10 protein-coding genes are annotated in these 13,913 nt (G+C 57.0%); all 10 read right to left on the reverse strand.

Annotation, left to right across the window (positions count from 1 at the left end; genetic code table 11):
• Positions 1–3: 3 nt before the first annotated feature.
• On the reverse strand, positions 4–2,157 hold the full coding sequence (locus CW267_RS15155) for a lysine decarboxylase LdcC (protein ID WP_004204462.1): 2,154 nt from the start codon (positions 2,155–2,157) through the stop codon (positions 4–6).
• A 113-nt stretch (positions 2,158–2,270) separates the two neighbouring features.
• Entirely contained in the window at positions 2,271–3,230 is a 960-nt protein-coding gene (gene accA, locus CW267_RS15160; RefSeq protein WP_008807345.1) for an acetyl-CoA carboxylase carboxyl transferase subunit alpha, read from the reverse strand.
• 12 nt (positions 3,231–3,242) lie between these two features.
• Positions 3,243–6,725 carry a DNA polymerase III subunit alpha gene (dnaE, locus tag CW267_RS15165; protein ID WP_008807346.1) on the reverse strand — a complete coding sequence of 1,161 codons (3,483 nt, stop codon included), beginning with the start codon at positions 6,723–6,725 and terminating at the stop codon, positions 3,243–3,245.
• A gap of 17 nt (positions 6,726–6,742) precedes the next feature.
• A complete protein-coding gene (gene rnhB / locus CW267_RS15170; RefSeq protein WP_012542806.1) occupies positions 6,743–7,342 on the reverse strand; it encodes a ribonuclease HII in 600 nt (199 codons plus the stop codon).
• Entirely contained in the window at positions 7,339–8,490 is a 1,152-nt protein-coding gene (gene lpxB, locus CW267_RS15175) for a lipid-A-disaccharide synthase (RefSeq protein WP_022065547.1), read from the reverse strand. The genes rnhB and lpxB overlap by 4 nt, the downstream gene beginning before the upstream one ends.
• On the reverse strand, positions 8,490–9,278 hold the full coding sequence (gene lpxA / locus CW267_RS15180) for an acyl-ACP--UDP-N-acetylglucosamine O-acyltransferase (protein WP_008807349.1): 789 nt from the start codon (positions 9,276–9,278) through the stop codon (positions 8,490–8,492). Before lpxA ends, lpxB begins: the two co-directional genes overlap by 1 nt.
• Positions 9,279–9,281: 3 nt before the next feature.
• The gene (fabZ, locus tag CW267_RS15185) at positions 9,282–9,737 is read right to left on the reverse strand and encodes a 3-hydroxyacyl-ACP dehydratase FabZ (protein WP_004145858.1); all 456 of its coding nucleotides are present in this window, start codon (positions 9,735–9,737) and stop codon (positions 9,282–9,284) included.
• Positions 9,738–9,842: 105 nt separating this feature from the next.
• The gene (gene lpxD / locus CW267_RS15190; RefSeq protein WP_022065546.1) at positions 9,843–10,868 is read right to left on the reverse strand and encodes a UDP-3-O-(3-hydroxymyristoyl)glucosamine N-acyltransferase; all 1,026 of its coding nucleotides are present in this window, start codon (positions 10,866–10,868) and stop codon (positions 9,843–9,845) included.
• Between the two features lie 3 nt (positions 10,869–10,871).
• A complete protein-coding gene (gene skp / locus CW267_RS15195; RefSeq protein ID WP_002889325.1) occupies positions 10,872–11,357 on the reverse strand; it encodes a molecular chaperone Skp in 486 nt (161 codons plus the stop codon).
• Between the two features lie 121 nt (positions 11,358–11,478).
• Entirely contained in the window at positions 11,479–13,908 is a 2,430-nt protein-coding gene (gene bamA, locus CW267_RS15200; protein WP_008807351.1) for an outer membrane protein assembly factor BamA, read from the reverse strand.
• Positions 13,909–13,913: the final 5 nt, after the last annotated feature.

Raw genomic sequence — 13,913 nt, forward strand, 5'->3', positions numbered from 1 at the left:
CCGTTAACGCGCAAGCCTTTCGTCATTTTTTAAGACTCGTACCCGATACACGCCGTCCTCATCGCGCTTCGCCCCGTGAATATCGGTCTCAAACCCCGGATAATGACGGCCGATAGAGCAGAGCATCAGCAGGAAATCGAGCACTGCCCGGCTCTCCTCCGTAATCATCTCTCCCGGCATCAGCAGCGGTACGCCCGGCGGATAAGGGAGGATCATGTTGGCCGAAATCCGGCCGACCAGGTTCTCCAGTTCAATGGTTTCCACCTCACCCTTAATCTGGCGCTGCCAGGCGTGATGCGGCGTCATTTTCATTTCCGGCAGGACGTCAAAGGCGCTGAGCATCAGCTGCGGCAGCTGGTGCTGACGGATCAAGCGGTGGATCCCCTGTGCCAGATCCTGGATCCGCATGTTGCGGTAGAAGTCGGGATCTTCCGCGTACAGATCCGGCAACATATTTTTCACCCGCAGATTGAGATCGTAGGCGCGTTTGAACTCGGTCAGGCCGCGCAGCAGCCCCATCGCCCGGGTTTTATCAATACCGATGCTGAACAGGAACAGCAGGTTATAGGGGCCCGTTTTTTCCACAACCACGCCCCGCTCGTCGAGGAACTTCGCCACCAGCGCCGCCGGGATCCCCTCTTCATCCATATTCCCCTGCTCGTCCATGCCCGGCGTCAGAATGGTGACCTTCACCGGATCGAGATACATATGATCCGCATCGGCATCTTTGAAACCGTGCCAGTCTTCGCCAGGCGCCACCGGCCAGCACTCGGCTTTATCCACCGCTTCCGGCTGCCAGATATCAAAGAACCAGCCGTCCGACTCCTCGCGCAGTCGCTGCACCTCTTTGCGGAAATCCAGCGCCCGCTCAATGGAGCGCTGGATCAGGCGCTTACCGGAGTTACCGCGCAGCATCGCCGCCGCGGTCTCAATCGACGCGACGATGGGATAGCTCGGCGACGTCGAGGTATGCATCATAAAGGCTTCATTAAAGGTCTCTTCATCATAGTTGCCCTTAATGTGGATCAGCGAGGCCTGCGACAGCGCGGCCAGCATCTTATGCGTCGACTGCGTCTCGAAGATGACTTTTCCGGGGATCCGCTCCCCGCTCATGCCGCTTTTCCCCTGATATATCGGATGGAAATGGGTATAGGGCACCCAGGCGGAATCGAAATGGATCGACGGGACGTCGAGCGTCTCCTTAAGCCAGGTGGTGTTATAGAGCAGGCCATCGTAGGTGGAGTTGGTGATCACCGCATGCACGGGCCACTGCGCCCCGCCCGTGTCGCGTACTTTCTGCTGAATGCTGTCGCGGGTAAATTCGCGCCGGGGGATACCGCCGAGGATCCCCAACGCGTTGCGGGTCGGCTTCAGCCACAAGGGAACCACATCGCTCATCATCAGCAGGTGGGCCAGTGATTTGTGACAGTTACGGTCAATCAGCAGCGTGCTGCCGGCGGGCGCCGAGTACATACCGACAATTTTGTTGGACGTCGAGGTGCCATTGGTCACCATGTAGCTCTGTTCAGCGCCAAAGGCGCGGGCAATATACTCCTCCGCCTCCAGATGCGGGCCGGTATGATCCAGCAGGGAGCCCAGCTCGGTGACCGAAATCGAGACATCCGCCTTCAGCGTATTTCCGCCAAAGAAATCATAGAACAGGCAGCCCACCGGGCTTTTCTGATAGGCGCTACCGCCCATATGGCCCGGTGTACAAAAGGTATACTTCCCCTCCTGCACATAGTTAAACAGCGCGCGGGTAAACGGCGGGGTGATATTGTCCAGGTACTCGCGGGTATACTGCCCAATGCGGGTGGCGATCTCTTCGGAGAGTCCCAGCGCATATTCGAAGAACCACAGCGTCATGCGTAGATCTTGACTGCTGACGTCCATCGTGGAGTGGGCATTAATAAAGGCGTACAGGGGCAGATATTCATTGAGCTGATTGATATCGCTGCACAGATCGACGCTGTATTCATCCCAGTCGAAGATCACCCCGCAGATGCGCGGGTTGTGCTCAATAAACTGCAGCAGGTCGGCGCTGTTTTGCGGCCAGATGGTCTGGAAGCCCTGGCGCTGCAGCGCCGCTTCCAGTTCTTTGATCGGCTCGTCTTTGTGGTAGACGCCGTGAGGCCCCATGATGGCGATAATATTCACGCTTTCCTCCTGGTATTCACCTAAGTCAAGCATCATAGCAATCCCCTGGGCGCATCGCACACAAAAAAAGGGCCGGAAAATCCGGCCCTTAGTGTTTTTCGCTAGCGGAAAACTTAGGCGTAACCGTAGCTCATCAGACGCTGATAGCGGCGGTTCAGCAGCTCTTCTTCGCTGAGCAGATCGAGATCGGCCAGGTCTGCCAGCAGCTGCGCTTTCAGGCTCGCTGCCATTGCTTCCGGGTTGCGGTGCGCGCCGCCCAACGGTTCCTGAACGATAGAATCAATCAGCTTCAGCTCTTTCAGACGCGGTGCGACGATACCCATCGCTTCCGCGGCCAGCGGTGCTTTATCCGCGCTTTTCCACAGAATGGACGCGCAGCCTTCCGGCGAAATCACCGAATAGGTGCTGTACTGCAGCATATTGACCTTGTCGCCCACGCCAATCGCCAGCGCGCCGCCGGAGCCGCCTTCGCCGATCACGGTGCAGATAACCGGCACGCTCAGACGCGACATCTCACGCAGGTTGCGGGCAATCGCTTCCGACTGGCCGCGCTCTTCCGCGCCGACGCCCGGGTAGGCGCCAGGGGTGTCGATGAAGGTGATGATCGGCATTTTAAACCGCTCGGCCATTTCCATCAGGCGCAGCGCTTTGCGGTAGCCTTCCGGGGCCGGCATACCAAAGTTGCGACGGATCTTCTCTTTGGTTTCGCGACCTTTCTGGTGGCCGATGATCATCACCGGACGACCATCAAGACGCGCGATACCGCCGACAATCGCTTTATCGTCAGCGTAGGCGCGGTCACCGGCCAGTTCGTCAAATTCGTCGAACGCCAGGCGGACATAATCCAGGGTATAAGGACGGCGCGGGTGGCGCGCCAGTTGCGCAACCTGCCATGCACCGAGATCGGCGAAGATTTTGCGCGTCAGCTCTACGCTTTTCTCGCGCAGACGATGCACTTCTTCGTCGATGTTAATATCCAGTTTCTCATCCTGACGGCTTACCGCAGTCAGGGAATCGATTTTCGCTTCCAGCTCTGCAATCGGCTGTTCAAAATCTAGGAAATTCAGACTCATAGTATTCCTGTATTAGTCAAACTCCAGTTCCACCTGCTCCGAGCCGATAAGGCCACGCAGATCGTTAAGTAAACGATCGCTCGGAGAGACGCGCCATGTTGCGCCGAAACGCAACCGCGCGCGTGCATCCGCCCTCTGATAGTAGAGGTGCACTGGAATGGTTCCCGAACGGTGGGGTTCCAGAGACTGACGGAGTCGGTTTAAAAGCTGGTCATCAATTTGCCTGTCCGTCAGCGAGATAGCAAGCCCGCGAGCATATTTTTCCCGGGCTTCGTCAATGTCCATGACTTCGCGGGCGGTCATTTTAAGCCCCCCGCTAAAGTCATCAAAGCTGACCTGTCCGCTGACGATAAGTATGCGGTCTTTTTCCAGCAACTGCTGATATTTATCCAGCGCGTCGGTGAACAACATCACCTCCAGACGCCCGGAACGGTCATCCAGGGTACAGATGCCGATACGATTGCCGCGCTTGGTGACCATTACCCGCGCCGCAATCACCAGCCCCGCCGCCGTGGTCACTTTACCACGATCGGTCGGATGCATGTCTTTGAGCCGCACGCCGCCGACGTAGCGCTCAATCTCTTTCAGGTACTGGTTAATCGGGTGCCCGGTCAGGTATAGCCCCAGGGTTTCCCTTTCACCATCCAGCACCACCTGCTCAGGCCATGGCTGACAGCTGGCGTAGGACTGTTCTATTTGTTCAGGCTCTTCAGCCAGTACGCCGAACATATCGGCCTGGCCAATAGCCTCCGCTTTCGCGTGCTGGTCGGCGGCTTTCAACGCATCGCCCAGCGAGTTCATCAGCGCCGCGCGATGCGGACCGAGACGATCGAACGCCCCGGACATAATCAGTTTTTCCAGCACCCGGCGGTTGAGCTTTTTAATATCGGTCCGCGCGCAGAGGTCGAACAGCTCGCGGAAATAACCGCCGTTGTTGCGCGCCTCAATGATCGCTTCGATCGGCCCTTCGCCAACGCCTTTGATGGCGCCGATGCCGTAGACAATCTCGCCGTCGTCGTTAACGTGGAAATGGTACAGGCCGGAGTTAATATCCGGGGGCAAAATTTTCAGCCCCATGCGCCAGCACTCGTCCACCAGGCCAACGACCTTCTCGGTGTTGTCCATATCGGCGGTCATTACCGCCGCCATAAACTCAGCCGGATAGTGCGCCTTAAGCCACAGCGTCTGGTAGGAGACCAGCGCGTAGGCGGCGGAGTGCGACTTGTTAAATCCGTAACCGGCGAATTTCTCCACCAGGTCGAAGATTTTCATCGCCAGTTCGCCGTCAACGCCGTTTTTCTTCGCCCCATCTTCAAAGATAGAACGCTGCTTGGCCATCTCCTCCGGTTTTTTCTTACCCATCGCACGGCGCAGCATATCCGCGCCGCCGAGGGTATAACCGGAGAGCACCTGGGCAATCTGCATGACCTGTTCCTGATACAGGATAATGCCGTAGGTCGGCTCCAGCACCGGTTTCAGGCTCTCATGCTGCCACTGCACGTCCGGGTAGGAAATCTCTTCGCGGCCGTGCTTACGGTCGATAAAGTTATCTACCATCCCCGACTGCAGCGGACCCGGGCGGAACAGGGCCACCAGCGCGATCATATCTTCGAAGCAGTCAGGCTGCAGACGCTTAATCAGATCTTTCATGCCGCGCGATTCAAGCTGGAAGACCGCGGTGGTTTCCGAGCGCTGCAGCATGTCGAAGCTTTTCTTGTCATCCAACGGGATAGCGGCGATATCCAACGGCCCTTCGCCGTTTTTCGCCCGCCGCTTGTTGATCATCTCCAGCGCCCAGTTAATGATAGTGAGCGTACGCAGACCGAGGAAGTCGAATTTTACCAGCCCGGCGTATTCCACGTCGTTTTTGTCAAACTGGGTAACCGGATGCAGCCCCTGCTCATCGCAATACAGCGGCGCAAAGTCGGTGATTTTAGTGGGAGCGATAACCACCCCACCGGCGTGTTTACCGGCGTTTCGCGTCACCCCTTCCAGCTTACGCGCCATGTCGATCAGCGCTTTAACTTCTTCGTCCGCCTCATAGATTTCCGGCAGCTGCGGTTCGGCTTCAAACGCTTTCGCCAGCGTCATGCCCGGATCGGGCGGCACCAGCTTGGAGATACGGTCGACAAAGCCGTACGGATGACCCAGCACGCGGCCCACATCGCGGATGACCGCTTTCGCCGCCATAGTACCGAAGGTGATGATCTGCGATACCGCATCGCGGCCGTACATGTCCGCCACGTGCTCAATAACCTGGTCGCGTTTCTCCATGCAGAAATCGACGTCGAAGTCGGGCATCGAGACACGTTCCGGGTTAAGGAAACGTTCGAACAGCAGGTCGAATTCCAGCGGATCAAGATCGGTGATCTTCAGCGCGTAGGCCACCAGCGAGCCGGCGCCGGAACCGCGGCCCGGGCCAACCGGCACGCCGTTATCCTTCGACCACTGGATAAACTCCATAACGATCAGGAAGTAGCCCGGGAACCCCATCTGGTTGATCACCTGCAGTTCAATATCCAGACGCTGGTCATACTCCGGGCGCTTTTCAGCACGGACGGCAGGATCCGGGAAGAGAAATTCCAGCCGCTCTTCCAGACCCTCTTTCGATTTCATGACCAGGAAATCCTCCGTGGTCATATCGCCGGTCGGGAACTGCGGCAGGAAATATTCGCCAAGCCGCACGGTGACGTTGCAGCGTTTGGCGATCTCGACGCTGTTCTCCAGCGCTTCCGGGATATCGGCGAACAGCTCGCACATCTCCTCCTCACTGCGCATATATTGCTGCGGCGAGTAGTTGCGCGGCCGTTTCGGGTCGTCGAGCGTAAAGCCGTCGTGGATCGCGACGCGGATTTCATGGGCGTCGAAATCGCTGGTGTCGAGGAAGCGGACATCGTTGGTCGCCACCACCGGCAGGCCGCGTGCTTCCGCCAGCGCCACGGCGGCGTGGAGATAGGCCTCTTCATCCTGACGACCGGTGCGGATCAGCTCAAGAAAATAACGGTCCGGGAAATGCTCTTCATAGAACGCGACGCACTGTTCCACTAACGGCATATTGCCGCGGATCAGGCTAACGCCGACGTCGCCTTTACGGCCGCCGGAAAGCAGAATCAGCCCTTCCTGGTGTTCCACCAGCCAGTCGCGGTCAATCCACGGCCCCAGCGCGCCGTAGCCGCGCTGATAGGCGCGGGAAATGAGCAGCGTCAGGTTCTGGTAACCGGTGTTGTTCGCCGCCAGCACGGTCAGCTCGGTAAACTCATCGCCGAGCAGGTCGCACTGCACGTGAAAATCGGCGCCGACAATCGGCTTAATACCCGCGCCGTGTCCCGTCCCGTAGAACTTCACCAGCCCGCACAGGTTGGTGAAATCGGTGATCGCCAGCGCCGGCATGCCAAGCGAGGCCGCCTTCTTGACCAGTGGCCCGGTCTTTGCCAGCCCATCGATCATGGAATAGTCGCTGTGCACCCGCAGGTGTACGAAACGTGGTTCAGCCATCTTTAGATCCCGGTGACTTAGTTGGACGCCAGGCCCAGGGCACGCTTCACCGGACCAAAACTGCGCCGGTGATGCTCTGTTGCGCCGTGTTCCTGCAGCTTCTGCAGGTGAACAGCGGTGGGATAGCCTTTATGCTGGGCAAATCCGTAGTGGGGAAATGCGAGGTCCAGCGTGGCCATTTCGGCGTCACGAGTGACTTTTGCCAGAATAGACGCTGCGCTGATTTCTGCCACCCGGCTGTCGCCTTTCACCACCGCCAGAGAGGGCATCGGCAGCGACGGACAGCGGTTGCCATCGATCAGGACAAACTCAGGAACAATGCTCAGGCCGGCGACGGCGCGCTGCATCGCCAGCATAGTGGCATGCAGAATATTCAGCTCGTCGATTTCGTGCGGCTCGGCACGCCCCAGGCTCCAGCACAGCGCTTTCTCTTTAATCTCATCGCACAGCGCCAGGCGACGCTTTTCGCTGAGTTTTTTGGAATCATTCAAACCCACAATCGGCTTCGCCGGATCGAGGATCACCGCCGCGGTCACGACCGCGCCAACCAGCGGCCCGCGGCCAACTTCATCAACGCCGGCAACCAGATGGGTATGCGGATAGACGAACTCCATCATTGTTTTGCTAACTCCAGTACGGCGTCCGCGGCCTGCTCATCGGCGTTGCAGCGGATCTGCTGATGCAGCGCGCGGAACGTCTCATGCATCTCGTGGCTGGTTTTGCCATCGGCCAGCAGCGGCTGCAGGGCGGCGGCCAGCGCCTGCGGCTCGCACTCATCCTGCAGTAGCTCTTTGACCAGCTCGCGACCGGCCAGCAGATTCGGCAAGGAGACGTAGTCGGTTTTCACCAGACGCTTTGCCAGCCAGAAGGTGAACGGCTTCATGCGGTAGCCAACCACCATCGGGCACTTCGCCAGCATGCACTCCAGCGCCGCCGTCCCGGAGGCCAGCAGCGCGGCGTCGCTGGCGATCATCGCATCGCGCGCCTGACCGTCCAGCATATGCACGATCATATCCGGCGCCGTCTCAGCTTTGATTCGCTCAAACTGCTCCCGCCGTTTGGCATTGACCAGCGGCACCACCACCTGCAAATCGGGATAGGTGCCGCGTAACAACTGCGCGGTTTTCAGAAAGTCCGCGCTGAGCATTTCGACTTCCGCGCCGCGGCTGCCGGGCAGCAGCGCCAGACAGCGCACATTGTGCGGGATCCCTAACCGGTCGCGCGCAGCGCCTTTGTCAGGATCCAGCGGCATCGCATCCGCCATGGTATGGCCGATAAAGCGGCAGGGGACGTTAAATTTGTCATAAAACGCTTTTTCGAAAGGCAGAAAAGCCAGCACCAGGTCGGTCGCTCTGCCGATTTTGAAAACGCGTTTTTGTCGCCAGGCCCAGACCGACGGGCTGACGTAGTGAATCGTTTTGATGCCCTGCTTTTTCAGATTCCCTTCGAGGGTAATATTGAAGTCAGGGGCGTCGATGCCGACGAAGACATCGGGGCGCAGCTCGCCAAAGCGGCGAGTAAGATCGGCGCGAATATGCAGGAGACGGCGTAAGCGACCGAGCACCTCAACAATGCCCATCACCGCCAGCTCTTCCATTTCGTACCAGGCTTCGCACCCTTCCGCCTGCATCAGCGGCCCCGCCACGCCGACAAAGCGCGCGTCAGGGATGCGCGCTTTGAGAGCCCGGATGAGGCCTGCACCAAGAATATCGCCGGAGGTTTCTCCGGCGACCAGGGCAATCGTCAGGGGACGCGGTTCAGCCATTAACGAATCAAGCCGCGAGTGGAACGGGCAAAGAAATCAACAAACGGCTGAACTTCAGGATGCTGAGTCGCCAGTTCGGCGATTTCCGGTTTGGCTTCGTCCAGCGTTTTGCCGCTGCGGTACAGCAGTTTATACGCGTTACGAATCGCGGTAATCGCCTCACGGCTAAAGCCGCGGCGTTTCAGCCCTTCGATGTTGACGCCAAACGGCGTCGCGTGGTTACCCTGGGCGATCACGAACGGCGGAACGTCCTGCGCCACGCCGGAGCATCCGCCTACCATGACGTGTGCGCCGATGATGCAGAACTGGTGTACTGCGGTCATGCCGCCGATGATGACGAAATCATCCAGAGATACGTGACCGGCCAAGGTTGCGTTATTGGCCAGAATGCAGCGATCGCCAAGCGTACAATCGTGCGCCACATGGGCGTTGATCATCAGCAGGTTATCGTTGCCCACCTTTGTTAATCCACCGCCCTGTACTGTGCCGCGATGAATGGTGACGCTTTCGCGGATGCGGTTGCGATCGCCAATTTCCACCCGGGTCGGTTCGCCAGCATATTTCAGATCCTGGTTAACTTCGCCGATGGAAGCGAACTGATAGATCTCATTGTCACGGCCGATTTTGGTATGGCCGTTAACGACGACATGAGACTTCAGTACGGTGCCTTCGCCAATTTCGACGTTAGCGCCAACAATACAAAACGGACCAATGTGAACGTTAGCACCAATGACGGCGCCTTCTTCTACAATGGCGGTAGGATGAACAAAAGCGGTTTTATCAATCACGTATCAGGCCTCCCGGCTACGCGCACACATCATCGTCGCTTCGCAAACCACTTTACCGTCAACCAGCGCGACGCCTTTGAAACGGGTCAGGCCGCGGCGGGTTTTCTCGAAAGTGACTTCCATAATCATCTGATCGCCTGGTACTACCGGACGTTTGAAGCGCGCTTCGTCGATGCCTGCGAAATAATACAGCTCGCCTGGCTCCAGTTTTCCGACGCTTTTAAATGCCAGAATCCCGGTGGCCTGCGCCATCGCTTCCAGAATCAGCACGCCAGGCAAAATCGGCTTACCAGGGAAGTGCCCCTGGAAAAACGGCTCGTTTACAGAAACATTTTTTACTGCGCGCAGAAAACGACCTTCTTCAAAATCCAGCACGCGGTCTACCAGCAGGAACGGGTAACGGTGAGGCAGAAGTTCCAGAATCTCTTCAATGTGCAGAGTATGAGTGTCAGTAGTCAAAATACTCTTCCTGTCTAAATGTACTAAAAGGCAATAATAACACGGCCTGCGGCAATCTTTTAGCGAATGCAACAGGCCGGAAATGTCATGTGACCAAATGATGAATTAGTCTTGTTGATTAACCTTGCGCTCAATCGCTTTCAGGCGCTTGCTCATCTCGTCAATATTCATCACCAGCGCCGCAGTTTTACGCCACGCCTTGTTCGGCTGCAGCGGAATACCAGAGGAGTATACGCCAGGTTCAGAAATAGGACGCATCACCATCCCCATCCCCGTGACGGTGACTTTATCGCAGATTTCCATATGGCCGTTAATCACGCTGGCGCCGCCAATCATGCAGTAGCGGCCAATTTTCAGGCTGCCCGCCATGATAACGCCGCCGGCAACCGCGGTATTGTCGCCAATCACCACGTTATGCGCAATCTGACACTGGTTATCAATGATAACCCCGTTACCGATAAGGGTATCGTCCAGCGCGCCGCGATCGATGGTGGTGCAGGCGCCAATCTCCACGCGATCGCCAATAATGACGCGACCCAGTTGCGGGATCTTGACCCAGTTACCGCGATCGTTAGCATAACCGAAGCCATCCGCGCCGATCACCGTGCTGGACTGGATCAGGCAATTCTCGCCGATCTCAATCTCATGGTAAATGGTCACATTGGCCCACAAACGCGAGCCGGCACCGATTTTCGTATTTTTCCCAACGAAGCAGCCTGCGCCGATCGCCACGTTATCGCCCAGTACAACACCGGATTCGATAACCGCGTTAGCGCCGATAGCCACGTTGTTACCCAGCTTCGCCGACGGATCGATGACCGCGCTCGGCGCGATATCCTGTGCCGGCTGCGGCGTGGTATCAAGAATTTGAGCCATGCGCGCGTAGGTCAGGTAGGGATTACGCACTACCAGCGCGGCGCTATGGGCAAAAGGCAAATCATCCTGCGTCATGACAACGGCAGAAGCCTGACAAGCGGCCAGGTGTTCACGGTACTTAGGGTTGACCATGAAAGTGATTTGGCCCGTTTTCGCGCTCTGCATGGACGCAACGCCGGTGATGACGATATCGCCATCACCGTGTAATTCTGCATCCAACTGCTGCGCGAGATCAGCCAGTCGAATTGAAGGCATTACTTATTTAACCTGTTTCAGCACATCAGCGGTGATGTCTTTTACATCGCTGCTGTTGTATGCAACGGCATTTGCGTCAACCACCAGATCGATGCTCTGATCTTTCGCTACGCTCTGTACAGCAGTCTGGATGCGGGTAACCAGTTTGCCACGCTCTTCGTTGGAACGACGTGCGCGATCCTGTTCAAACGCCTGCGCTTTCTGGGAGAAGGTCTGGCGCTGAGCCATCACGTCTTTTTCCAGTTTGGTACGATCGGCGCCCGGCTTCATGGACTGCAGACGCTGCATTTTAGACTGCAGGTCGCCTTCCATACGCTGCAGTTCGCTAGCGCGGCCTTTGAACTCGTTTTCCAGCGTGTTGGAAACGCCAGTTTTCTGGGCAACCTGTTGGAACAGGCTGTTCATGTTCACCAGGGCAATTTTATCTGCCGCCTGAGCGGAAGTTACCATTGCCAAACCCAGACCTGCAGCTAATAACCACTTTTTCACAATAAACTCCTTACCATCCCATGAGTACCCAGGGGTACCGTTATTTGCGTGGCGAGGCGATAACCGCGTTATCGCCTACAGTCAGCGCTATACTGCACTTGCATTCCGTTGCCGCCAACAATTACCAGGTTTTACCAATGTTAAACTGGAACTGTTCGGCTTTGTCTCCATCGTACTTTTTGAACGGTTGGGCGTAGGAGAAGACCAACGGCCCCAACGGCGACATCCACTGCACGGCAATACCCGCAGACATACGGATGTTGCTCGGATCACTGTAATCCGGGTAACCGCCATAGGCGTTCGAATCCCAGTGAGTATCCCATACGGTACCCATATCCCAGAAGACGGAAGTACGGACCGAGTTCGCATATTTGTCACTAATAAACGGCGTCGGGGTAATCAGCTCCAGGCTGGCCACCGCCATCGCGTTACCGCCCACCGCATCATCGGATTTACACGGCGCGGATTCGGTGCTCTTACAGTCATTGGTATAACCGCTATCGCCATCATGACGGCTGCTCGACGGGAAGTACACCGCCTTCGGACCAATGGTGTTCGACTGGAAGCCACGCACGGTGCTGGAACCACCGGCATAGAAGTTCTCATAGAACGGCATCTCTTTGCCGCCGATACCATCGCCATAGCCAAAGCGGGTACGACCCAGCACTACCCACTGGTGATCGTTGTCGATCGGCACATAGGTGGCGGTATCCAGCGTCGCTTTGTAGTATTCGTTGTCTGAGCCCGGAATGGTCACTTTACCGTTCAGGTTGACGCGCGAACCTTCCGTTGGGAAGAAGCCGCGGTCAAGCTTGTTATAGGTCCAACCGTAGTTGAAGGTGAAGTCATTCGCACTGAACGAGTTCCGGTCGTTGGTGTTGTCCGGATACTGGCCCATCGAGTTCAGGTAACGCCACATCGCCACCTGCGGCTGCATATTGGACAGGGAGTTATGAACATAACCGACCCCGGCGCGCAGCGTGTTGTATTCGTTGACCGGGAAGCCCAGCGTGACGTCTGTACCATAGCTTTTGTTGGTATAGTCAGACAGATCCGCATCGTTCGCATCAAAGTCATTATAGAAGATACGGCCGCCGAGGCTCACACCGTCAACGGTGAAGTACGGGTTGGTCACCGACAGTTCGGTATAGGTCTGGTAATCGTTTTTGGTGCCGTTGATCCCGACCGCATAACCGGTACCTAACCAGTTATCCTGCTGGACGCCCGCCTGGAAGCTGACGCCGCTTTCGGTACCGTAGCCGATACCGAAGTTGAAGCTACCGGTGTTACGCTCTTTCACCTTGTAGACAACATCGACCTGGTCCGGGCTGCCCGGCACGCGTTGGGTATCGGTATCCACCGTTTCGAAGAAGCCTAAACGGTTGAGGCGGTCTTTACCCTGATCGACGAGATCGCTCCCCAGCCATGCGCCTTCCATCTGGCGCATTTCGCGGCGCAGGACGGCATCTTTGGAGGTGTCGTTACCTTCGAAGCGAATTTTACGCACGTAATAGCGGTTACCCGCATCGACGTTGACGTGCAGTTTGACGGTCTTATCGCTGTCGTTGATTTCCGGCTGCGACTGAACGCGCGGGTAGGCGTAACCATAACGACCCAACAGTTTCTTGATGTCGTTTTCCATCTTGGTTACTTTCGCGCCGTTGTACAGTTCGCCCGGCTCGACTTTGGTCAGCGCTTCGATTTCGGCCGAATGGCCCGCGAGATCGCCCGTTACCTGCACCCCGGAAAGCTTGTACTGATCGCCTTCGGTGATGTTGACGGTAATGTAGATCCCTTTCTTGTCCGGCGTCAGGCTAACCTGAGTAGAATCGATGTTGAAACGGGCATAACCGCGATCCAGATAGTAGCTGCGCAGGGTTTCAAGGTCGCCCGCCAGCTTCTGCTTCTGGTATTTACGGTCGCCGACCACGTTCCACCACGGTACCTCATCGCGCAGCTGGAAGTGGGAGATCAGTTCATCGGTCGAAAACGCATGGTTGCCGACGATATTGATCTGCTGAATTTTTGCGGAGACGCCTTCCTGGAAGACCAGCTTCAGATCGACACGGTTACGCGGCAGCGGCGTCACAACCGCTTTGACGCTGGCGCTGTATTTACCAACGCTGTAGTAGAAATCCTCCAGACCCTTCTCGATATCCGCGATGGTCGTGCGGTCAAGCGACTCGCCCACCCGAACACCAGAGGCCTCGAGGTTCTGCTTGAGCATGTCATCTTTCACCGACTTATTGCCGGAGAAGGTGATGCTGGCGATCGTCGGACGCTCTTTCACCTGCACCAGCAGGGTATCACCATCGCGCAGGACGCGGACGTCCTCAAAGTTGCCAGTGGCAAACAGCGCGCGAATAGTGTTACTGATATCATCGTCGGTCACCGTATCGCCAGGACGCACTGGCATACTGAGGAGGGCCGCACCAACAGCGACACGCTGCAAGCCTTCGAAATGAATGTCCTTCACCACGAACCCTTCAGCACCGTATACAGTCGCGCTGCTAAACAGCAGCGACGCTATGAGCAACTTTTTCATCGCCATCGTTA

It is taken from the genome of Klebsiella sp. X1-16S-Nf21 (assembly GCF_002837615.1).
Classification (GTDB): Bacteria; Pseudomonadota; Gammaproteobacteria; order Enterobacterales; family Enterobacteriaceae; genus Klebsiella; species Klebsiella variicola.

Excerpts from the sequence above, each read along its gene's own strand:
- accA (WP_008807345.1), bottom strand. The coding sequence starts at position 3,230 with ATGAGTCTGAATTTCCTAGATTTTGAACAGCCGATTGCAGAGCTGGAA.
- dnaE (WP_008807346.1), bottom strand. The coding sequence starts at position 6,725 with ATGGCTGAACCACGTTTCGTACACCTGCGGGTGCACAGCGACTATTCC.
- rnhB (WP_012542806.1), bottom strand. The coding sequence starts at position 7,342 with ATGATGGAGTTCGTCTATCCGCATACCCATCTGGTTGCCGGCGTTGAT.
- lpxB (WP_022065547.1), bottom strand. The coding sequence starts at position 8,490 with ATGGCTGAACCGCGTCCCCTGACGATTGCCCTGGTCGCCGGAGAAACC.
- lpxD (WP_022065546.1), bottom strand. The coding sequence starts at position 10,868 with ATGCCTTCAATTCGACTGGCTGATCTCGCGCAGCAGTTGGATGCAGAA.
- bamA (WP_008807351.1), bottom strand. The coding sequence starts at position 13,908 with ATGGCGATGAAAAAGTTGCTCATAGCGTCGCTGCTGTTTAGCAGCGCG.